Source organism: Martinezella lusitana (assembly GCF_016901135.1).
Taxonomy (GTDB): domain Bacteria; phylum Pseudomonadota; class Alphaproteobacteria; order Rhizobiales; family Rhizobiaceae; genus Rhizobium; species Rhizobium lusitanum_D.
Map to the genome: position 1 here is coordinate 41,712 of NZ_JAFEVL010000003.1, position 21,107 is coordinate 62,818.

The 21,107-nt window shown below is 60.2% G+C and carries 23 protein-coding genes; 2 read left to right on the forward strand and 21 right to left on the reverse strand.

Annotated features, from left to right (window positions below; all coding sequences use genetic code 11):
* Positions 1-11: 11 nt before the first annotated feature.
* The 10 genes from JTP94_RS00940 to JTP94_RS00985 form a co-directional block, all read right to left on the reverse strand.
* The gene (locus tag JTP94_RS00940; RefSeq protein ID WP_204848695.1) at positions 12-431 is read right to left on the reverse strand and encodes a hypothetical protein; all 420 of its coding nucleotides are present in this window, start codon (positions 429-431) and stop codon (positions 12-14) included.
* Between the two features lie 314 nt (positions 432-745).
* A complete protein-coding gene (locus tag JTP94_RS00945) occupies positions 746-1,660 on the reverse strand; it encodes a helix-turn-helix domain-containing protein (protein WP_204848696.1) in 915 nt (304 codons plus the stop codon).
* A gap of 302 nt (positions 1,661-1,962) precedes the next feature.
* Positions 1,963-2,163 (reverse strand): hypothetical protein, encoded by a 201-nt coding sequence (locus JTP94_RS00950; RefSeq protein WP_204848697.1) that lies wholly within the window; start codon positions 2,161-2,163, stop codon positions 1,963-1,965.
* Between the two features lie 422 nt (positions 2,164-2,585).
* Entirely contained in the window at positions 2,586-3,278 is a 693-nt protein-coding gene (locus JTP94_RS00955; protein ID WP_204848698.1) for an HAD family hydrolase, read from the reverse strand.
* A gap of 208 nt (positions 3,279-3,486) precedes the next feature.
* The gene (locus JTP94_RS00960; RefSeq protein ID WP_204848699.1) at positions 3,487-4,161 is read right to left on the reverse strand and encodes a 4-carboxy-4-hydroxy-2-oxoadipate aldolase/oxaloacetate decarboxylase; all 675 of its coding nucleotides are present in this window, start codon (positions 4,159-4,161) and stop codon (positions 3,487-3,489) included.
* A gap of 141 nt (positions 4,162-4,302) precedes the next feature.
* On the reverse strand, positions 4,303-5,139 hold the full coding sequence (locus JTP94_RS00965) for an ABC transporter substrate-binding protein (RefSeq protein WP_204848700.1): 837 nt from the start codon (positions 5,137-5,139) through the stop codon (positions 4,303-4,305).
* Positions 5,140-5,167: 28 nt separating this feature from the next.
* The gene (locus JTP94_RS00970; protein WP_281434772.1) at positions 5,168-5,932 is read right to left on the reverse strand and encodes an amino acid ABC transporter ATP-binding protein; all 765 of its coding nucleotides are present in this window, start codon (positions 5,930-5,932) and stop codon (positions 5,168-5,170) included.
* Entirely contained in the window at positions 5,929-6,687 is a 759-nt protein-coding gene (locus JTP94_RS00975) for an amino acid ABC transporter permease (RefSeq protein ID WP_204848701.1), read from the reverse strand. Before JTP94_RS00975 ends, JTP94_RS00970 begins: the two co-directional genes overlap by 4 nt.
* Positions 6,684-7,391, reverse strand: a complete 708-nt coding sequence (locus tag JTP94_RS00980; RefSeq protein WP_204848702.1) for an amino acid ABC transporter permease — start codon at positions 7,389-7,391, stop codon at positions 6,684-6,686. Before JTP94_RS00980 ends, JTP94_RS00975 begins: the two co-directional genes overlap by 4 nt.
* Positions 7,392-7,395: 4 nt before the next feature.
* On the reverse strand, positions 7,396-8,154 hold the full coding sequence (locus JTP94_RS00985) for an SDR family oxidoreductase (RefSeq protein ID WP_204848703.1): 759 nt from the start codon (positions 8,152-8,154) through the stop codon (positions 7,396-7,398).
* Positions 8,155-8,435: 281 nt separating this feature from the next.
* On the opposite strand from JTP94_RS00985, the gene nac reads away from it, so the two are divergent.
* A complete protein-coding gene (gene nac, locus JTP94_RS00990; protein ID WP_204848704.1) occupies positions 8,436-9,341 on the forward strand; it encodes a nitrogen assimilation transcriptional regulator NAC in 906 nt (301 codons plus the stop codon).
* Between the two features lie 30 nt (positions 9,342-9,371).
* Here the strand turns inward: nac and JTP94_RS00995 are convergent, their stop codons facing one another.
* The 10 genes from JTP94_RS00995 to JTP94_RS01040 all read right to left on the reverse strand — a co-directional run bounded on the left by JTP94_RS00995 (position 9,372) and on the right by JTP94_RS01040 (position 18,956).
* Positions 9,372-10,574 (reverse strand): pyridoxal phosphate-dependent aminotransferase, encoded by a 1,203-nt coding sequence (locus JTP94_RS00995; RefSeq protein WP_204848705.1) that lies wholly within the window; start codon positions 10,572-10,574, stop codon positions 9,372-9,374.
* Between the two features lie 52 nt (positions 10,575-10,626).
* The gene (locus JTP94_RS01000; RefSeq protein ID WP_204848706.1) at positions 10,627-11,394 is read right to left on the reverse strand and encodes a 5-oxoprolinase subunit PxpA; all 768 of its coding nucleotides are present in this window, start codon (positions 11,392-11,394) and stop codon (positions 10,627-10,629) included.
* A 39-nt stretch (positions 11,395-11,433) separates the two neighbouring features.
* Positions 11,434-12,432 carry a biotin-dependent carboxyltransferase family protein gene (locus tag JTP94_RS01005; RefSeq protein ID WP_204848707.1) on the reverse strand — a complete coding sequence of 333 codons (999 nt, stop codon included), beginning with the start codon at positions 12,430-12,432 and terminating at the stop codon, positions 11,434-11,436.
* Entirely contained in the window at positions 12,429-13,139 is a 711-nt protein-coding gene (gene pxpB, locus JTP94_RS01010; protein WP_204848708.1) for a 5-oxoprolinase subunit PxpB, read from the reverse strand. Before pxpB ends, JTP94_RS01005 begins: the two co-directional genes overlap by 4 nt.
* Positions 13,136-13,564 carry a hypothetical protein gene (locus JTP94_RS01015; protein ID WP_246754602.1) on the reverse strand — a complete coding sequence of 143 codons (429 nt, stop codon included), beginning with the start codon at positions 13,562-13,564 and terminating at the stop codon, positions 13,136-13,138. Before JTP94_RS01015 ends, pxpB begins: the two co-directional genes overlap by 4 nt.
* Before the next feature lie 29 nt (positions 13,565-13,593).
* Positions 13,594-14,985, reverse strand: coding sequence for an acetyl-CoA carboxylase biotin carboxylase subunit (gene accC / locus JTP94_RS01020; RefSeq protein ID WP_204848710.1), 1,392 nt, complete (start codon positions 14,983-14,985; stop codon positions 13,594-13,596).
* Positions 14,985-15,425: an acetyl-CoA carboxylase biotin carboxyl carrier protein gene (accB, locus tag JTP94_RS01025; RefSeq protein WP_204848711.1), complete on the reverse strand. Its 441-nt coding sequence runs from the start codon at positions 15,423-15,425 to the stop codon at positions 14,985-14,987. The genes accC and accB overlap by 1 nt, the downstream gene beginning before the upstream one ends.
* Positions 15,426-15,685: 260 nt before the next feature.
* Positions 15,686-16,522: a bifunctional allantoicase/(S)-ureidoglycine aminohydrolase gene (locus JTP94_RS01030; RefSeq protein ID WP_204848712.1), complete on the reverse strand. Its 837-nt coding sequence runs from the start codon at positions 16,520-16,522 to the stop codon at positions 15,686-15,688.
* A gap of 423 nt (positions 16,523-16,945) precedes the next feature.
* Positions 16,946-17,755, reverse strand: coding sequence for an SDR family oxidoreductase (locus JTP94_RS01035; protein WP_204848713.1), 810 nt, complete (start codon positions 17,753-17,755; stop codon positions 16,946-16,948).
* Between the two features lie 7 nt (positions 17,756-17,762).
* The gene (locus tag JTP94_RS01040; protein ID WP_204848714.1) at positions 17,763-18,956 is read right to left on the reverse strand and encodes a phytanoyl-CoA dioxygenase family protein; all 1,194 of its coding nucleotides are present in this window, start codon (positions 18,954-18,956) and stop codon (positions 17,763-17,765) included.
* 107 nt (positions 18,957-19,063) lie between these two features.
* On the opposite strand from JTP94_RS01040, the gene JTP94_RS01045 reads away from it, so the two are divergent.
* Positions 19,064-20,083, forward strand: a complete 1,020-nt coding sequence (locus JTP94_RS01045; protein WP_204848715.1) for a substrate-binding domain-containing protein — start codon at positions 19,064-19,066, stop codon at positions 20,081-20,083.
* A gap of 23 nt (positions 20,084-20,106) precedes the next feature.
* Here JTP94_RS01045 and JTP94_RS01050 read toward each other — a convergent pair whose 3' ends face one another.
* Complete coding sequence (locus JTP94_RS01050; protein WP_204848716.1) at positions 20,107-20,988, reverse strand: LysR family transcriptional regulator; 882 nt, start codon at positions 20,986-20,988, stop codon at positions 20,107-20,109.
* Between the last annotated feature and the right edge of the window lie 119 nt (positions 20,989-21,107).

Sequence of the window (21,107 nt, forward strand, 5' to 3'; positions counted from 1 at the left end):
AACGCATTCCTTCATGCTGCCTTCTCCTCGCTATTGCCTGAACGACTGAGCGCGCTTGGATCCGCATCGGCGGCCAAGTCGTTGTTGAAACTGTGTATTTCTTGAAGCATGCGCCCCATCTTGGCGCCCTGGCTTTCAATCAGCTCACGGGCACTCGTGACCCATGGCTGTGTCGGCTCCGGAACGGCATACAAGGCGGCGTCGGTCCGATCGGGCGGGAGCCTCATCGCCACCAACGCGCGGCAGACATCGAAATGAAGGGCCGGCTCCCGCTCGGCATATGCCGGAGAGGTCAATCCAAAGACAAGACAGGCAAAAAGATGATCGAGTTCCACGCCAGTTATACGGCTGGCATATTGGCGTTCCAAGGCGGTCCAGGCCACCTCGACTTTCGGAGCAAAGATCTCAAATTCCGGGAACTGAATGTCCATAAGCCCACCGAATTAATACCATAGCGAGTTTGGCCATATTTGCGGTGGTGGTATTTTAGAAAATTACGGACTATTTATAAAAAATTCCGGTCTTTACTCGGCAAACAGTAAGTGTGTCCGCTTTACCACACTCAATTTGAACTGCTCCGCTTTTCATTGGACCATGGCGCACGGGTGTCGTCCGACGATGCACAAGCACGCCACCAGATGGATGATTCTTCAGTGTAGACGGGGGCGTAACGGATCGCGCCGACGCCGAGACAGCCATTAGCGGACGTGCTCAAAATCGCAATCGTCGCTAGAGATAATACCGATTACCTCGCAAATCGCAGCTCTGTCGGGGTTTTCCCCCTGTACTTCTTCATGGTGGCGGCCAAATGGCTTTGATCCGAAAATCCGGCCATGTAGGCGACTTCGGTAATCGCGAGCTCACCATCGACAAGCAGTTTTTCCGCAAAATCCAAGCGCAGGTTAATCAGGTACCGATGCGGCGGCACTCCAAACGTCTTGGCGAACCTCACTATGAAGTGATTCGGTGAAATTCCCGCAACCGACGCGAGCTCGGCGATATGTATCTTTTGCGTCAGATGTTCCATGAGGTATTCTTGAACACGTCGAGCGCTAAGGGCGGAGAGCCCGCCCTTGGGTGACGCGGGCTGTTTCTTGCGGCGTGTATAAGTACGAAGCAGATGAATACCGAACAGCGTCACCAATGAGTCCAGATAAAGCTCATTCGGAGGTGCTTTCTCAGTCAGCTCGGCGGAGACCCTCTGGGCTATATTGAGGGCCCAGAGATCGACTGTACCGAAAGCAGGCGGCTCAAGCTCCACATCGGCGAGATCGAACTCATGAAGAGCTAACTCGGACAGCACTTCGGGGGGTATAGCTACGACGAGATTTTTTCTGGTCGCCAACCAGGCGAGGCTACTATCGACGCCCGCGGGATTAATGGCGATACAGCCAACCGGCGCATCGTACTCCTGGATTTTGTCGCTGCCGAGCGAGGCTCTCAACTTGCGCGCGGGCGCCAGCACAATTCCTACGGAATGCTCCTTGGCTAAGAACGTCTGCGATCCAGGGCTGCGAATGGAGTGTATCACGCTCCCCCGCATGGTAGCCTTTCTCGGACCTGCGCTTTCCGGAATTATGTCGAAGACATATCGTTCCGTCCGCCCAGGATCAATATCCCGGTAATCGGCTCGTTGCCGAGCCTCTTCCGCATCTCTCATTCTGTATCGCCCCGCCGAACGAAATCATTTATGCACGAACAAGCAGGCAGGACTTCAATCTTTGCTTGAAATCCCTTTCTTTTCCCAACCCCACTTGCCGCACAGCGCCGCCAAAAATCAGCGGAACGCGCGGACTTTAGATAGGACAGAACAGTTAATAGTGAAGGTGGAAATGTGTGTGAAACAAAAGAAAGAATCGGTTGATTGCACCTTTCCTCGATAAGTGCCTGGACGTGGTGCTAGCCGGCCGATCGCTCTCCAGATTGAGACTGAGCTTCCTACCTTACCGCAAGAGCCTCTGGTTACAAATCACCGCGACGGTCCTCATAGAGATCCCATGAGAGGTCCACCAAGGCCAGAAGAACATCCTTCTGATTCCATCCAGCCGCAACCGCTGCCCGGACAATTTCATCGATGAGAGGCAGCAATTGGCGCTGGCACTCGGTCGAGATGTCGGCAGCGGCGTCACCCGCCGGAGGTTCACCGAAGTTGAACTTCACCATTAATCCTCCCATGCAATCAATATATCGGTAACCATATTCATAACATAAGATAAATCCGGCAAGAAACATAGAACCCTTGAAGGGCTGCTCCAGATCACAGCAATTCTATGCTTCGCCGCAGCAACGTGGGTTAGGGCCACCTTAAAGTATGACTTAACGCTTAATGGGGTGGCTTGTTTTAAATACTGCTATGATAATATGTTTGTTGAACGTTCTACGAATCAACAAAACGGCCTTGATCCCGATGACATCACACTGATCGCGGTTGTTTTCGGCGCGCCTGCCCTGAACGCACGCGAAAGCGACCGGCATGAACGACGAGCAGGCGCAAGCAAGGGCCTTCGGCTTCCCTTCCGGACGGATATTTACGACTGTTGCGACCTGTGACGGCCGTCTTGGGAGGGCCTGACGCATCCAAGGGCTCAGTACTGCGCCAATCCACATTGCTGCAAAGAGCCTATCGCTGCAGATTTATCACGAAAGTCCGACACCACGGTTGCTCCCGCCCTTGCGAGGATTTCCGCCTTCGGGCCTGTTCCTACACCGAGGAAGTGCAACCCCAGGGCCGCGGCAGTCCTCAGGTCCCAAATTCCGTCACCGATCGAGACAACCCTGCCTGGGGTGTGGGCGTAGTGTATTCGAGCTGCTTCAATCGCCTGCGTGACCAATTCTTCCCGTGTTACATATTCGGATGCGGTCACGAGCAAATCATCTGCGAAGTTGACACCGATTGCACTCAGTTTTCTTCGTGACATTTTACGCAGCCCACCTGTCGCGAAGGCAACAGCCCAGCCCGCATCTCTCAGATGTTCGACAAAGGCGGCCGCACCAGCAATTTCGGCAATGATCCGCCCCCGGCTGGTCTCTTCGAATTCGTTTTCCAAACGAATGTGGAATTCGCCGCGCTCCTCCAGCGATGGTCGCCTGCCGTAAGCAGAGGACCACGCTTCTTCGAAGATGGCTGTATCGGTATGATGCGTGTAGCTCGCCCAATCCCGATTGAGTGAAGGGAAGGAAAAGCCTTCCATGACCGAGAGGAACGCCGTCTGGTGAAGGGGGATGCTGTCGGACAGAGTGCCATCGATATCGAATATGGCCAGCGGGCGATTGGTCATGACGTCCTTCCGGGAGCGAAATTCATTCGAGAAGATGTGACGAACATATCGCTTCGATCTTACCGAATATTCAAGCCCGAGGCCGCAAGCGCGCTTGGATCTATGCCAAGGCGCACTTGCACAAGAACGGCTCGACGATGTGGAACATCATCGTAAGCGCAGACGATCAATCGGCCTCGTCTGCAGGAAGCCTATGCCGCTTTCGTTGTCAGCTTTCGATCACCAATCCCTTGGCCTTCAAAACGGCTTCGAGATTACTGACCTCCACCACTGACTTTCCGGCCTTGTATGCCGCGATGTAGCCCGCTTCGGCGTCTTCTCTGGCCTGCGCCAGTTTGACGACCTCGACGGCCTCCGATTTGCGCACGACGACCAGACCGTCGGCATCCCCGACGATGATGTCGCCCGGATGGACGATCTCGTCACCGATCATGATCGGCTCGTTGGTGGTGCCGAGCGTTTCCTTGACGGTGCCCTTGATGCAGACGCTGAGCGAAAACACCGGAAAATCCAGCTCGCGCAGTTGCAGCGTGTCACGCACTCCCGTGTCGGTCACAAGCCCGCCGATACCCTTTGCGAGGCAGGCATTGGCAAGAACGTCGCCGAACGAGCCGGCCTCTTCATATTCGCCGGCGGAGACGACGATGATGTCGCCGGGCTGTGCGTAGTTGATCGCCACCTGGAGCATGATGTTGTCGCGCGGCGCGCATTTGACGGTGAAGGCGGGTCCGCAGAGCTTCATCCTGTAATCGATCGGCTTAAGCCGGGAAGACAGCGCGCCGCGGCGCCCCTGGGCCTCGTGAAGGGTCGCCGGCGAAAACTTCGCGATCGCCGCGATCTCTTCCTTGCCAGGGCGATCGATCTTTTGCTTCAATATCACCATTTCATGTTTCTCCAGACCAATTGGCGATTGCAGGCCCGCTCCACCGAGCAGGCCGAAAAATGTCGTGCGACCGCGATACGGCACGGCAAGATGCCGGCCGCATCGCTGAAAGCGTCTGGGCATTCGCGCCCCGTTGCGGAATTACGGGATCGGATCGAACTTCAGTTCGGTGATCGGGACGACCTTGTCCGTGCGGGTCATCTTGAACTCGGTGTTCGGGCCGAGCCACTTGTCCCAGATCCTGTTGATCTCCCCGGACTTGTCGAGCGACACGAGGATTTCATTGATCTTAGCCGTCAGGGCCGGCTCGTCCTTTTTCATGCCGATACCGATCGGCTGATAGAGCATCGGCTCATCGATCATACGCATCTCGGCGCCCTTGGTCTTCGAGTCGTTGACGATTTTCGTCGTCGTCATCGTGTTGGCAACCATGCCGCGGGCCTTGCCCTGTTGAACGGCGAGATAGGCCGAACCCGTATCCTGGAAGGTCAATGGCTGTGACTTGTTGAGGCGGATGGCAAGTTCGGACGTCGAACCCTTGGTCGATGCCAGGCGGACACCGGCGAAATCGGCCTTCTTCTGGCCGTCATCGCCCACCTTGACGATCAGCATTTCCTTGGCGAGGTAGTAGGGATCGCTGAACTGGATCTGCTCGGCGCGGCTGACGGTATAGGCAAGATTGGCAACGGCGATGTCGACATGGCCGAGCTTGACTTCGGGAACACGGGCCTCGACGGAAACCGGCTTGATCTCCGGCTTGACGCCGAGTTCGTGGGCGATCGCGCCGCAGAGATCGACGTCGAAGCCAACCATTTCGCGCGTTTTCGGATCCGGGGATGCAAAGGGAGGAACGTCGGCGAAGGTTCCACAGCGGATCACCTTCGCCGCCATGATGTCAGCCAGCTGATCCGCATTCGCCGACCCGGCTAGCGCTGTCGCTGCGAGCGCGACGCTTAGGGTCCATGACGTCATGTTCATTGCAAGGTCTCCTGTAGGTTGGACGAAATCAGTGCCGTAGATCAGCGAGAAACCGCTGAGCGCGGGCATGTTGCGGGCGAGAGAAAAAATCTTTGGGCGGGGCCGTCTCCAGGATCAGCCCGTCATCCATGAACCAGACGCGATCCGCCACATCGCGGGCAAATCCCATCTCATGCGTGACGCACATCATCGTCATGCCATCGGCGGCCAGGGTCTTCATGACGGCGAGCACCTCGCCGACCATTTCCGGATCCAGCGCGCTTGTCGGCTCGTCGAAGAGCATCACCGGCGGCTCCATGGCCAAAGCGCGCGCGATCGCGACCCGCTGTTGCTGCCCGCCGGAAAGCTGACCGGGGAAAGCGCCTGCCTTGTCGGCGAGCCCCACCCTGTCGAGAAGCTGCGCCGCCTTGTTCCGGGCAACATCGCGCGCGACCCCCTTCACCCGGATCGGCGACATCGCGATATTGTCGATGACCGACAGATGCGGGAACAGGTTGAAGTTCTGGAATACGAAACCGATACGGCTGCGTAGACGGTTCAACTCCCTGGCGGGCATCGACCCGTGCATGTCATTGCCGTCGCAGGTGATCGATCCGCTGGCGATCTCCTCGAGCCGGTTCACCGTCCGGATCAAGGTGGATTTTCCGGAACCGGAGGGACCGCAGACGACGACGACCTCGCCGCGCGCCACCTCGGCATCGATCCCCTTGAGGACTTCGAAATGGCCATAGGACTTGCGCACCCCGGACAGCCGGATCATGGGCGGGTTCTGGGAAGACTGGGTGATGGTCATAGCGGCTGATCCGTAAGAGCTTCGAGTTGCAGGACTTTTTCGGGTGCCAGCGGAGCCGTGCCGGCGCGTCTGCGGATGATCCGACGCTCCAGAACCGCAGCCACCTGGGTCAGCGACCAGCAGATCACGTAATAGACGGCCGCCAGGATGAAGAAGACCTGGAATGGCTGGGTCAGAAGCTGGTTATTGATCTGATTGGCCGCGAAAGTCAGGTCCGGCACGTTGATCACATATCCGAGCGTCGTGTCCTTGATCGTGGAAACGAGAACCGAAAGGATGCTTGGGATCACGTTGAACAGCGCCTGCGGCAGGACGACGTAGCGCATGGTACTGAAATAGCTATGCCCAAGCGCCCGAGCCGCCTCCGTCTGGCCGTGCCCGAGGGCAAGGATGCCACCGCGCACGACCTCGCTCAGGAAGACGCCCTGATAGACGACCAGCGTCACAAGCATGGTGACGAAACTCGGCACGTCGGCACCCGTCAGGAGGGGAACGAGGAAATAGCCCCAAAGGATGAGCATCAGCAGGGGCACGCCGCGCGTGAAATAAACGAGCGCGGTGACGGGCCAGTTCAGAAACGGTGACTTCGAAAGCCGGGCAAGCGCCAACATGATGCTGACCGGAAAGGCGAAGGTGATCGCCAGGACCGAGAGGATCAGCGTGGCCGCAAGCCCGCCGATCGGGCCGTTCGGATACTGTCCGATGAGCAGCAGCAGCCAGTAGTCATGGATGATCTTGAGGATGCCGCCAATCATGCCCGTCCGCTCCTGATCGGATTGGTTCTCCGGGTGATGTATCCGCCTGCAACCATGATCATCAGCGAGAAGACGAGATAAAGAACGGTGGCCAGCAGATAGGTCTCGAAGGTCAGAAAGCTCAGATTCTCGACCTCCTTGACGGCGTAGGTCAGTTCCGCGACACCGATCGCCACCGCCAGGCTGCTGTTCTGGAACAAGGAAACGCTGTGATTGATCAGCGCGGGCAGCGCGTTTCTGATCCCTTGCGGGATCATCACGAAACGCATGGCCGAAACATATCCGTGGCCGAGCGCGCGCGCCGCCTCCATTTGCCCGGGGCTTACCGACCGCAAGCCGGAGCGTAGATCCTCGCTGAAATAGGCCGCCTGACACAGGCCAAGCCCGATGATCGCGAAGATCGCCTCCGCATTGTGGTCGTTCAGCCAGTCGGTGAGCGGCTGCGGCAGCAAGGCGAAAATGCCAAAGTACCAGAGCATCAGCTGCACAAGCGTCGGGACGTTCCGGTGATAGGAAACATAGGCGGAGACGACTGCATTGCCGACCGATCCGGGGGCGTATCGCAGGCCGAGAAGAAGCATGGCAAGGCTCATCGCCAGAAGCCAGGAGCCGATCGCCACGACAAAGGTCATCTCGACCCCGTGCAGCAGCATCGACACATATTCTGGATTGCTCAGTATCGCGGAAAGATCGAGCTTGCCCACCGCCTCATTCCCCGTGCTTCGGAGACTGCGGCTTTACCGTCTGCAAGCCGCCCATCACCTGAAGGGTCGGCGTGATTTCCATATGACCGATGTTCACGGCAACCGGCGCGGCAATCGCAAAGGCAATGGCATCGGCGATATCTTTCGCCTCAGGAAGCTCGAAACCGTCGATGAAGCGCTCCCGCACCTCGGGGCTGTCGCCATGGACATGCGCGAAGATATCGGTGGCGACGCGGCCGGGGCAGATTTCCGTCACACGCACCCGCTTGCCGAAGGCGTCGAGACGCAGCTGGTTCGACAGCATGCTGACCCCTGCCTTCGTCGCATGATAGGTAGAGTTGCCGCCGAAATTGTAGGCGGCGGCGATCGATGAAATGTTGATGACGTGGCCGCAATCGCGCGCCACCATTCCCGGCACCACCATCCGGCAGAGATGGAGGACCGCGCGCAGGTTGACGTCGACAAGGAGATCGATGTCGCCGTCCTCGGCCTCCAGGAATTTCTTGGGGCGATCGACGCCGGCATTGTTGACGAGAATGTCGAACGGAACGCGCTTCGTCAGATCCGCAAGCGCCGCCCGGTCGGTGACGTCGATCACATGCGCGATGCAGCCGGTGCGCTCCGCCAGCTTCCGCAAAAGCTCGCCATTGCGGGCGACCGCGTGCACCTCAAGCCCCTCGGCGCAAAGGCGCTCGACGATCGCCGCCCCGATTCCGGAGGAGGCACCTGTGACAAGTGCGGTTTTATAATCTGAGAATGGCATTCTCTGTTCCCTTTTGTTTGAGAAACCTTAGCCGACCTTTCCGCCGCGCGATAATTCCGATTATCTTTGGAGGGATAAGCCTATCTTATGAGGGGTATCCCGCTGTGTCATGACGTTGATTTTATTATGGGAATCTGGGTATCTTCGCCGACGCAAACGACCCTCTGGCGCTCCCGCCTCAGCATTCCGCACCTAAAAAGTGCTTGGGAGGGGCCGCGTTGCAAACTAACAGTCAGGCTGTAACAATGCTGGCCGGCTGTAAAAGTGAGCGTTAATCTCGGATGGATATCAGGCGTTTCAAATCTTTTGTTGTGATCGTTGATACCGGCAGCATCACAAGAGCAGCCGATATACTCCACATTGCACAGCCGGCGCTCAGCCAGCAGCTCGCGGCACTCGAGGAACACTTCGGAACGAAGCTCCTGATCAGAAGCCAGCAAGGTGTCGTCATGACGGACGCCGGCGCCGAGGTCTATCGCCACGCACAGATCATCCTGCGGCAGATGGAACAGGCCCATGCGGACGTGGTCGCGGCAGGCAAGCATCTTGCGGGCCGGGTTTCCGTCGGTCTCACACCGTTCAGCGGGGCGGCGACGCTCTCCTTCGAGCTTCTGGCGGAAACGCGCCGCCGCTATCCGGGTATCGTGCTTCACCTCACCGAGAGCGTCGGACAGACCTACAGCCAGATGCTGATGAACAATCGGCTCGAAATCGCACTGATCCATGGCGCCGGCCCCATGAAGGGCCTACGCTTCTCCCCCCTTCTGCGCGAGGATTTCTACCTTGTCGCGCACGAGAAATTCGAGATCGAAGCCAGCGACACGCCGATAGCCATATCAGCACTCGAATCCCTGCCGTTTCTCTTACCGCCGCCCTACAACTTCGTGCGGCGCGCTGTTGAAACCGCCTTCTCGCGAAGCCGCACCAATCTGACAGTGATCGGTGAGGTCGAGGTCATCCGGACGCTGGCGCGCGCCGTGAACAGCGGCCTCGGCGCGACCATCATGCCCAAGGCGGTGGCTGACCGGATCGTATCGGAGGGTACAGGCCCGATTGTCTGTCGGAGCGTCTCGCCGAAGATCGAGGAGACGCTGTCCCTTTGCGTGTCGGAACACACCTCGCTCTCAGACCCTGCCGCCGCCGTGCAGGAGATTTTGCAGGAGCTGACCGAGCGGCTGAAGCAGTAAGCGCTGATCGCCATCAGCGCCTGCTCCATCCTATTTCAGATCATGGCAGAACTGGGCTATGCGCGCGCAGCCATCGGCGAGCTTCTCCATGCTTGTTGCGTAGGAGATGCGAAAGAACGGGCTCATGCCGTAGGCTGCGCCCTGCACGGTCGCCACATGTTGCTCATCGACGAGCGCCATGACGAAATCCGTGTCGTTTTCTATTCTACGGCCGGATTTGCTTGTTTTGCCGATGAGGCCGGCAATGCCCGGGAAAATGTAAAACGCCCCTTCCGGTCTGTGGCACGTCAGCCCGTCGATGCCGGCCAGCTTGTCGAGCACGAAGTCGCGGCGCTGCCGGTAGATCGCCGCCCGCTCCTTCAGGAGATCCTGCGGGCCATCCAGCACCGCCACGGCGGCGGCTTGGGTGATTGTGGACGTTCCGCCGCTATTCTGGCCGTTGACGTTGCTGATGGCGGAGATCAAGTCCTTCGGTCCGCCGCAGAAGCCCAGCCGCCATCCCGTCATGGCGTAGGCCTTGGACGCACCGTTGACGGTCAGGACCCTGTCGTAAAGACGCGGCTCGACTTCGGCGATCGTGCAGAATTCGAAATCGTCGTAGATCAGGTGCTCATAAATATCGTCGGTCATGATCCACACATCCGGATGGCGCAACATGACCTCGGCTATTGCTGCCATTTCCGCTCGCGAGCAGGCAGCACCCGTGGGGTTATTCGGGAAATTGAGGAACAGCCATTTCGTCTTCGGCGTGATGACCGCTTCCAGATCTTCGGCACGAAGCTTGAAGCCGTTCTCCTGCTTGCAGGCGACTGGAACGGGCACACCGCCCGCGAAGCGGACGATATCGGCATAGCTGATCCAGCCCGGCGCGGGTATCACCACCTCGTCTCCCGGATTGCAGGTCGCTAGGATGGCGTTGAAGATTACCTGTTTGCCGCCGCCAGCCACGACGATCTGGCTCGGTTCGTAGTCGAGCCCGTTCTCCCTCTTGAACTTACGCGCGATGGCGGCTCTGAGCGTCATTGTGCCGTCGAGCGGCGGGTACTTCGTATCGCCGGCGAGAGCCGCGGCATGAGCCGCCTCGATGGCGTGCGGCGGTGTCGGAAAATCCGGCTCGCCTGCCGACAGGGAAACGACATTGATCCCCTTCGATGCAAGATCGCGGGCGCGCTGCGTCATTGCGGCGGAGGCGGATACGGAAACATTCTTGAGGCGGTCGGCTAGGGTCGGCATTGTTTTACGGCTTTCGATGATCGTTGAAAATGTCGGGTTTCGGCTGAAGCGTTCAGGCGAGGACTTCGCGGGCGGGCGCTATTGTCGCTCCGACGGCCTCGATCTCGCTGCGGACGATCCTTGCCAGTTCGAGCGAGCCCGGCGTGTCGCTATGGACCAGGATCGAGCGTGCCTGGACCTCGATCGTCCGGTTGTCGATCGTCGTGACCGTTCCGCTTTCCAGAAATTGCCGCACCCGGGCGCGGACCTTGGCTTCTTCCTTGATGACGGAATTGGGAAGCTTGCGCGACACAAGCTGGCCGGCGGCGTCATAAGCCCGATCCGCGAGGAAGAGCGTCAGCGTCCTCAGTCCCGCGCATTTCGCGGCCCGCTCTATTTCGGTGTTCGGCATGGAGAAGACGATGAGATCGGGATCCACCGACTTGATCGCTTGCATGATCAGCTCGGCGAGCGCGGCATCGCGGTTGATCATATTGCCCATGGCGGCATGGAAACCGATATGGGCGACCGGAACCCCCTCGCCCCTGGCGATCGCGGTCAACGCGCCCAACTGGTAGAGGACCTGCTGACGCATCTCGTTCGCCTCCACCGGTATTTCCCTGCGCCCGAAGCCGAGGCGGTCGGGAAGGCCAGGATGAGCCCCGACGCCGACGCCGCGGGCCTTCGCCAGCCGCACCATGCGCGCCATTGTCTCGGGGTCGCCGGCGTGAAATCCGCATGCGATATTTGCCGACGATACCACGCCCATGAGCGCCTCGTCGTCGCAGAGCCGGTAGGGGCCGAAACCCTCTCCCATGTCCGAGTTGAGATCGATCTTCATCGTTTCCTCTCCTGTCTTTCCTTGTCCTGCTCCTGAGCGCTATCGACGCGACATGGTCGCCAGCGCCCGGGTCAGCATCGGCACCGTGCGTCTGATATCTTCGAGATAGTCCTGCACTGCCCGCTCGGCGGCGCGTGCCTCGGCGACATCGGAGCGAATGAACCGGATACGGCTGCCGATGCGCGCCTGACCCAGCCGCCAGAGATCGACCTCCAGGACACCGGCGATCTTGGGATAGCCGCCGGCAGTGTTGGCGTCGCTCATCTGGATGATCGGTTCACCCGCCGGCGGCATCTGCACGACGCCCGGAACAACGCCGTGCGAACGCATCTCCACGGGCGACATGAGCATGATGGGATCGCCCGAAAGCCGATAGCCGGTGCGGTCGCTTTGGGATGAGATCTTCCATGTCTGGGTCCAGAAGCGCTCGGCCTCTTCGCCAAAAAGAGCATATTCTCCGGCGGGAATGGCCCGGACGGGAAGCACGCCGTCTTCCGAGGCCAGAAAGTGCCCGGCGAGCGCCGTTTCGGGCGGTACCGCGCCGAACCCACCCTCCGGCAATGTGCCGACTGCCATATCTGAAATACTCAGGTGATCGCCCGTTGCCAGAAAGCGACCCTCCAGCCCACCGAAGCCGCCGCGCAGCGAGGTGCTGCGCGACCCCATCACCGGCTCGACATCAATCCCGCCGGCAAAGCAGAGGTAGGCACGAGCAGACCGGATGGGGGTTCTGAGTTCCAGCACCTGTCCCTTCGAGACCGACATTGCCCACCAGGGCGGTAGCGGTTGCCCGTCGAGGCGCGCGCCGCAGTCTGCGCCGGTGACGGCAACGGCCGTGTCCTTCTCGAACTGAAGGCGAAACGGGAAGGTCTGGATCTCAAGGGCCGCCGCTCCATCCTCATTGCCAAGGAGCAAATTGCCGACGATGAGAGCAAGCCTGTCCATCGCGCCGCTCGATGTGACGCCGATGTTCCGGTAGCCGAAACGGCCGAGGTCCTGCACCGTGTTCAATGGGCCGGTCTGAAGGACTTCGATCACAGCTCGATCCTTTCGGGAAGGAAGCGAACCTTGTCGCCTGGAGCCAACAGTGCCGGCGACGCTCTCGTGGGGTCGAACACCGACAACTCCGCAAAGCCGATGGAATTCCAGCCGTTCGGTCCCGTGAGAACCGACACGCCGGTTTGCATGCCGCCGATCGTCACCGTGCCCTTGAGCATTCTCAGCGACGGCACCGTCTTGCGCGGCATGTAGATGCGTGGGTCAAGGCCATGCAGGTAGCCGAAACCCGGAGCACTTCCGAGGGCGAAAACGGTGTAGCTTCCTTCCGAATGCAGCCGAACGACCTCGCGGTCGGTCAGGCCGGAAAAATCACAAACGGCTGCGAGATCGGTCGCATGTTCACCGCCATATGTCACCGGAATCTCGATCGTCTTGCCGGCAAGATCGATCCCATGGCCGCGATCCCATTCTCGTCTCAGCCGAGCCTCCACCTGATCCGGCTCCTCCGGCGTCTGCTTGAGGATCACCAGAAGGTTCGTGACGCCGGGGACCAGTTCGCGAACCTCCGACCATGTCTCCACCACCTTGGCCAAGGCCCAGATCCGCTTCTGGGTCGGAAGGTCGAAATCCCCCGGCGCTTCCACCAGATAGGCGCTGGTGCCGATGACGGAGATTTTCGGAGCGTCCGCAGGGACGGGGGAGATGAACCCCGGCGTTGACAGAGCTGTCGTTTGCATGACGGTCATTGTGCTGGCTCGATCGAAAAAATGGTGTCGCCATAGCCGACCAGATTCCCGGCCTCGACCGAGCATTCGTTCAACATGCCGGCCTCGGCCGCGCGAACCGCCATAAGGAGCGGCCCGACCTTTACGAAGCCGACAATATCCCCGGCGGCAGCGGCGGTGTCTTGCGCCGCCGCAGGCGTGTCGCGAGCGGGGTGCGCGTCAAGAAAATGCCCGGCGAAAGGCGCCTTGGCGATCGTGACTCTTGCAGGCATCGCCGGAACCATGTCGCGCGGTCCCTTGTCGGCATGCAGAGCGGCCTCTTCGTCCATGACGATCCGAAGGTGACGGCCGTCCTCCGTCTCGATCTCGATCGCGCTTGCGCCGGCAGTTTCCAGCCAGCTGGCGATCTCCCGCATGACCGAGGGGTCCGTGAGATCTTCAGTCATCCTCTTCGCCGGTCGCTTTGCTCGCTTCATCATTGCTTCCGCTCGCTCAACCAGTGCTCAAGATGATGGATGTCCGTTCCGCCGGCCACGAAAGCGGTATCCTCGAAGATTTCCCGGTGAAGCGGAAGATTGGTCGCGATCCCGTCGATCCTGGTATCCGCCAGCGCCACCTGCATGCGGCGGATCGCCTGATCGCGTGTCGGCGCATGGACGATCAGCTTGGCGATCAGGGAGTCGTAATGGGGCGACACCTTGTAACCACTTGCCACATGGCTATCGACGCGGACACCGGGACCTGCCGGAAATCGTGCATCGACGATCCGGCCCGGAGAAGCCGCGAAGGTGAAAGGATCTTCCGCATTGATACGGCACTCAAAAGAATGGCCCGACGTCTGCACCTCAGCCTGGGACATCCCAAGCGGCAAGCCCTGGGCGACACGGATCTGTTCGCATACGATATCGATGCTCGAGGTCATTTCGGTTACCGGATGCTCGACCTGAAGACGCGTATTCATTTCGATGAAATAGAATGCGCCGTTCTCGTAGAGAAACTCGAACGTACCCACGCCCCGATAGCCGATCCGGCGACATGCCTCGACGCAGCGCTCCCCGACAGCCGCCGCGATATCGGCGGGTATGCCGGGCGCCGGCGCTTCCTCGACCACCTTTTGATGACGTCGCTGCATCGAGCAGTCGCGATGACCGAGCCACACGGCGTTGCCGTGGTTATCACAGAGAATCTGGATCTCGACATGCCGGGGATGTTCTAGGAATTTCTCGAGATAGAGCTCCGGCGTGCCGAAAGCTCTTCTGGCCTCTTCCCGCGTCACGGATACGGCATCTTCCAATGCCGAGGCGTCACGGACGACGCGCATGCCTCTTCCCCCACCGCCACCTGCCGCCTTCAGGATCACCGGATAGCCGATGTCGCGGGCGATCTCCCTGATAGCGGCGATATCGTCGGGGAGCGCCGTATCCGGCCCAGGCACGCAGGGTACGCCGGCCTCGATCATGGCCCGCTTGGCGGCGATCTTGTCGCCCATCGTACGGATCGCCGAGGCGGGCGGCCCGATGAAAACCAGGCCGGCATCCTCCACGGCTTGCGCGAAACCCGCATTCTCCGACAGGAACCCGTATCCCGGATGGATGGCCTCCGCACCCGTGGTTCGCGCGGCAAGCAGGATGGCGGCCTGATTGAGATAGGTTTGACCCGGCGCCGAAGGCCCGATGCAGATAAATTCGTCGGCCGTTGCCCCGTAGGGCGCGTCCCGATCGGCTTCCGAGCAGATCATGACCGAACGCAGGCCCAACTCGCGGCATGCCCGCTGGACGCGCAGCGCGATCTCGCCGCGATTGGCGATCAGCACGCTGCCGAACCGGCGCTCGCCCTCGACCCGGACTTTTCTTTTGCGCGGAGACATCAGCCGATCTCCATCAGCGGCTGACCCGCTTCCACTTCCTGCCCGTCACCGGCGAGGATGCGCAGGATCGCTCCGGCCTTTTGCGCCGACACCGTGTTGAAGACTTTCATCGCCTCGATGATGCAGAGGCTCTGGCCCGCCTCGACCACATCGCCCACGTCGACGAACGGCTGCGCGCCGGGGCTTGGCGAACGATGCAGCAATCCGAAAACAGGCGCGACCACCGTTTGGTCAGTCTTGTCGCCTTCGGCCTCGGCGGCATCCGTGACGACGGATGGCCGCGCAGGCTGCTGTCGCGCAACACTTGGATTGCCCGCAGCTACCTGCCTGGAAATGCTGTTCGAGATTCGCACCGTCGTCCCGTCCTGGCTTACCACCAGCTCGGAAATTCGCGACCGACCGACGAATTCGATCAGCGTTTTGATCTTTTGCAGATCCATGATCTCTCCACCATACACGGCGTTCGAACTGCCTCCCCGCGCCAGGCTGGAAGCGAGCGCAAGGCACGGCCGGCCAGTCGAAGCGATCAGGATAGTTACACAACGCCCCGCCTGATGGGGGCAAACAAAGTTTCAATGGAGTGTCATCTCCGGCTAACGACCGGCCGCCAGCAATGCAAAGATTTCGGCAATGCAGCTAAACACTGAACAAACAAAAACCCGCGCCGGAAGGGCGCGGGTTCCCGAAGAAGGTGTCGAGCCTACCGGCGCGAACCGAAGGGGCGGAGCGTCATGTGGCGGTTGACGTCCTTGTAGAGCAGGTAGCGGAACGGGCCGGGGCCTCCGGCATAGCAGGCCTGCGGGCAGAAGGCGCGCAGCCACATGAAGTCGCCGGCTTCCACTTCCACCCAGTCCTGGTTCAGGCGATAGACGGCTTTGCCTTCCAGCACGTAGAGGCCGTGCTCCATGACATGGGTTTCCGCGAAGGGAATGACAGCACCGGGCTGGAGGGTGACGATCGTCACATGCATGTCATGGCGGAGATCGGAGGGATCTACGAAGCGGGTCGTCGCCCAGCGCCCTTCCGTGCCGGGCATGGTGGACGGCGTGACGTCCTTCTCGTTGAGGATGAGCGGTTCCGGATGATCCAGCCCTTCGACAGCTTCATAGGCCTTGCGGATCCAGTGGAAGCGGGCATGGGTGCCGCCGCGGTTGTGCAGCGACCACGTCAGGCCCGGCGGCAGGAAGGCATAGCCGCCCGGCTGGAGAATGTGCTTGCCGGCCGGCAGCGTCAGTTCAACCTCGCCATCGACGACGAAGAGCACGCCTTCGGCTTCCGGATCCTGCTCCGGCCGGTCGCTACCACCGCCCGGCGCCACTTCCATGACATATTGGGAAAAGGTCTCGGCGAAGCCGGAGAGCGGGCGGGCAATCACCCAACAGCGCGTGTCGTTCCAGAAGGGCAGGAAGCTGGTGACGATGTCCTGCATCACCCCCTTGGGGATGACCGCATAGGCCTCCGTGAATACAGCTCTTCCTGTCAGGAGATCACTTTGCGGCGGATGGCCGCCAAGGGAAGAGTAGTAGTTTCTTTGCATCGTCTGGGCCCTTCGTTCTCAGAGTTCCGGAAGGCTGCGGCATTCGCCTCCGCCTCCATATTAGATGGTGTCAGAGCCTTAACAAGGATATCCGGGGACACCTGCAAGCCTCCACGCACAAGACTACTCCGGATCTGGGACAATATCCTCCCATCGTTCCACCGGATCTTTCGTGTTGTCGCACTCAATCAGGAACTGAAGGTGGTGAATCGCCGTACTCCGAAGTCGGCGGGAATATTTATCAAGATTCTCACAGGCGTCGAGGTCGGCGAATTCGTTTTCGCCAACCCACCTTTTCAGAACATCGAATCGAAGGTGTATCGATCCCCCCGGTTGGGTACAAAGCAAGCCTCGGGCTTAGCGCCAATTGACGCCGCTGGTCGTCGTCGGTGAGGGAGTATCCCTCCCGTCAGCCAACTTGCCTTAAATCGCCTCCCTCGGATGCGGAGTATCTTCATAGGCGCCCCAGATCGATTGATCCAGATTGATGGTAGCGCCGGTCATCAGACCGGATTCCTCGGAAGACAAATAGGCGACAGCGCGCGCAACCTCGGCCGGCTCTACAAGCCGGCCGAAGGGTTGATTGGCAGCCGCCTTCGCCAACCAATCGTCATCAGCACCATGATACTCCCGTTGGATGCGGTCCTCACCATCGCTTGCCATCCAGCCGATATTGAGTGCGTTGACCCTGATCCGGTTTCTCAAGAGCGCAAAGGCGGTGTTGCGGGTCAGCGTGTCGAGCGCTCCCTTGGATGAGCAATAGGCGCTGATGAAGGGCTGCCCGGCCATCGACGACATCGAGGAGATGTTGACGATCGTGCCCTCGATGGCATTGGCGATCATGTTCTTGATCGCGTCCTGCATCAGAAAGAACGGCGCACGCACATTGACCGCGAAGATCCGGTCGAACAGCTCCGGATCGGTATCGAGAATAGTGCCCCGGTCGGTGATCGCTGCGACATTGACCAGGGCGTCGATCCGGCCGAACCGCTCGGCCGCTGCGTCTATGACCTTGCGACAATCCTCAACCCGGCCGAGATCGGCTGCGACGAAGACGACCGGCGTGCCATATCGGTCAACGATCTCCCGTGCCTTGGCCTCGCCCTTGGCGGTGCTGCGGCCGCAGATCGTAATCCCCGCAGCGCCGCGCTCGGCAAAAAGACGTGCGACTTCCGCACCCAGGCCCTGCGTGCCGCCGGTGACGACGGCAAATTTTCCATCCAGGCGATTCATCGGACCCTCACGCCTCCCTGCGTGCTGCGTGAGCCGCGATCAGCTCCGCAAAGCGCCCAGCATCCACCTTGGCGTCGATGGCCTCGGCCATGATCTGAGCCTGCGTTTTCGGTGCAAGGCCTCCGACCGGCGGATCGCTGTCGAGATTGGTGGGGAAGGCATAGCCTTCGGCAGTCGATGCGATCACATTGGCCGCCTCGGCGCGGTTCAGCGTGCCTGCCTCAAGTGCAGCGAGCAGCGGGGGATAGACAGTGACCGACATCCGGTTCCGGTTGATGCTTTCCATTGCCCGTCCGAATGCCGATGACACCTGCAGGAGATTTGCCATGCGATAGATGTCCGTTGAGACATTGTTGCCGGCGCCATGCATGACCGCCGGGTTGAAGAAGACGGCATCGCCCTTCTGCAGCGGCAGCTGCACATGATGCTCCGCGAAATACGCCTGGAACTCCGGACGGCCGAAGGCGATGTAGCCTTCGAAGAACGTCTGAGAATAGGGCAGAAACAGCGTCGGCCCGCTTTCGAGCGGCATGTCGCAATGCGCGACGGCTCCTTGCAGGGTGAGCAGCGGCGAAACGGCGTGGATATGTCCGGGATAGGCCTGCATCTGCTGGGGCGTCATGAAGCCAAGGTGGTAGTCGCGATGCGGTTTCTGCGCGGTGCCGCCCGGATTGACCCGGTTCATCTGCGCGGTCATCTGGTAGCCCGTACCGAGCCAGGCTTCCGATACCATGGCGATGGCGGTGGAGGCATAGTAGCGGGCGAAATTCTCCGGATCCGCCAGGCAGTGCTTCTCAAGCGAGTTCCAGATGCGGTCATTGGCGCCGGGCTTGGCAAAGTGGTCGCCCGCGCCTTTGCCCTTCTCGCGCTCGTCGCGGACGATTGCGTCGAACACGCCAGTGGCACGGTCGACGACCGCAGCGTCCGGCATGGCGTTCTTGATGGCGATGATGCCGGGACCGGAGGTGAATGCTTCGACCCATTCAGCCATCAGCGCGCGGCGATCGTGTTCGTCTCCTGCGGCGTTCCGAACCTTCTCGCCATCATAGATGAGGATGTTCTTCTCGATTCCGTCGGCAAACGGCCAGTCTGCAGGGTCAGCAGTCTTTTCGACCAAGGTCCTGAAATGATCGAAATTGCCGCAATCGGCCGAAAGCCAAACTTTCCGGCTGCGCCGGCTGGCGAGCGTTTGAGTGTCCATAATGATCTCCTCCCGAAGTGGTGTTGGACTTATGCATTGATCGTAGTATCCGCCCGGCCTATGAGAAAGGCAGAAAAGCCCTCAAAAACACCTCAAAAGGAATACCGGTGACATCACGCTTTCCTTTGAAGGATATCGCCTTGCAGGCCGGCCTCAGTCTGGCGACAGTCGACCGGGTGATGCATGAACGCGTGGGCGTTCGCGCCGTCACGCGGGCGCGGGTCGCTGCGGCAATTTCCGAGCTGGAACGGCAGTATCTACAATCGGGCCTCGCCGGGCGGCGCTTCGTCATCGATGTCGTGATGGACACGCCTCAGCGCTTTTCCACGACGGTGCGCGAAGCATTCGAGGCCGAACTGCCCGGCATGCGTCCCGCTTCGTTTTCTGCACGATTTCACGTCGCCGAGACAATGAGCGAGCAGGAGCTACTGTCCATCCTGCGCGCCATACGCCGGCGCGGGAGCCATGGCGTTGTCCTGAAGGCCGCTTCGACGCCGGCGATTGCCGAGCTTGCTTCCCAGCTTATGGCGGCAAAAATTCCGGTCGTCACGCTGGTGACCGATCTGCCGGCGAGCTCCCGGATTGGCTATGTCGGCATGGACAACCGGGTGGCGGGAGCGACAACGGCCTATCTGCTCGGGCGCATGGCGGGAGAACGGGCGGGCAAAGTGCTGGTGACGCTGTCGAGCAGGCTCTTTGCCGGTGAAGACGAGCGCGAACAGGGATTCCGCAATGTGCTCGCCGAACGATTTCCCTGGCTGTCCGTCGCGCGGATCTCCGAAGGTTTCGGCGTCGATCGCACGACAGAACTGCTCGTTCGCGATGCGCTGGAACAGGAACCGGACATTCGCGCAGTTTACTCGATCGGAGGCGGCAATCGCGCCATATTGAAAGCCTTCGCCGAAGCCCGGCGCGAATGCACGGTCTTTGCGGCTCATGATCTCGATCATGACAATATCAAGCTTCTGGCCGCTGGCGATATTACCTTCGTCATTCATCACGATCTGCGGCACGACGCCCGCAGCGCTTGCCAGCTCGTGCTTGCCTATCACCGGATGCTGCCGGCCGACTTCCAGGTGGCGCAGTCGCGGGTTGCGATCGCGACGCCCTTTGATCCCTCGCACTGACACGCAGCTTGGCTCAGACACAATCACTTCGTTAGCTGATCAGCACGGGAAAGAAAGAGCGAGAGAGTTGGCGAGGTGTTGGTCCGATTGTATCCAATAACCAGATCGATGGTGGGCGCTTCGCCTTTGAGGGGGCGGCTGGTGACGGACCATGGCAGGAAGTTCTCCGCATAGGCAGGGAGCAAAGCCACGCCTCTCGTCGAGGCGATCAACGACATCGCCATGGTAAGATTGTGGACACGGTGGGCGGGCTCGATGTCGAGGTCGTTGGCAGCCAGATATCTCTCGATGGATGCTCGCATCGGGCCGGCGATGTTCGATCCGCTGATGAAAAGCTCGCCGGCAAGTTCCCGTACGTCCACGCTCTCGCACGCTGCAAGGCGATGGTCACTTGGCATGATCACGACGAACGGTTCGCGCGTGACGGTGATATAGCTGAGGTTGGGCCAGTTGGGCTCGGCCCTCATGAAGGCGACATCCAGCTTGCCCGTCGCAAGTAGCTGGGCGAGGTCGGGCGAGTGCTCGCTTGATATCGTCATCGCGATATTCCGCAACTCGTCGGTCAATAAGCATGTCGCCTTCGCGAGCCAGTTGACCTCCTGGCCGCTGAGGAAGCCGACGGCGAAGACAGGTTTCAGCGGTTTCGCCGCCCGGCGCGCCGCTTCTACCGCGGTCTCGGCCTGTGCCAGCGCCAGCCTGGCATGATCGAGAAAGACCTTGCCTGCCGCGGTTAACTCGATGCCATGCACGCTGCGGTTCATCAGCGGGACGCCGACTTCATATTCGAGATCGCGGATTTGCCGGCTGAGGGAAGGCTGGGCCGTATGCAGCCTTTTCTCGGCGGCAAGCGTCAGGCTGCCTTCTTCGGCGACGGCGACGAAATAGCGAAGATGTCTCAGTTCCATGAGCGTTCCATGCCTTGGAGGTATGAGGGCAAGCTTACAAAGTCTTTTTCGATGGCGCCAGCAATACCTAAGTTCAGCCCAACAGAAACGAACTGGCCGCGACCCCACGGAACTCCGCC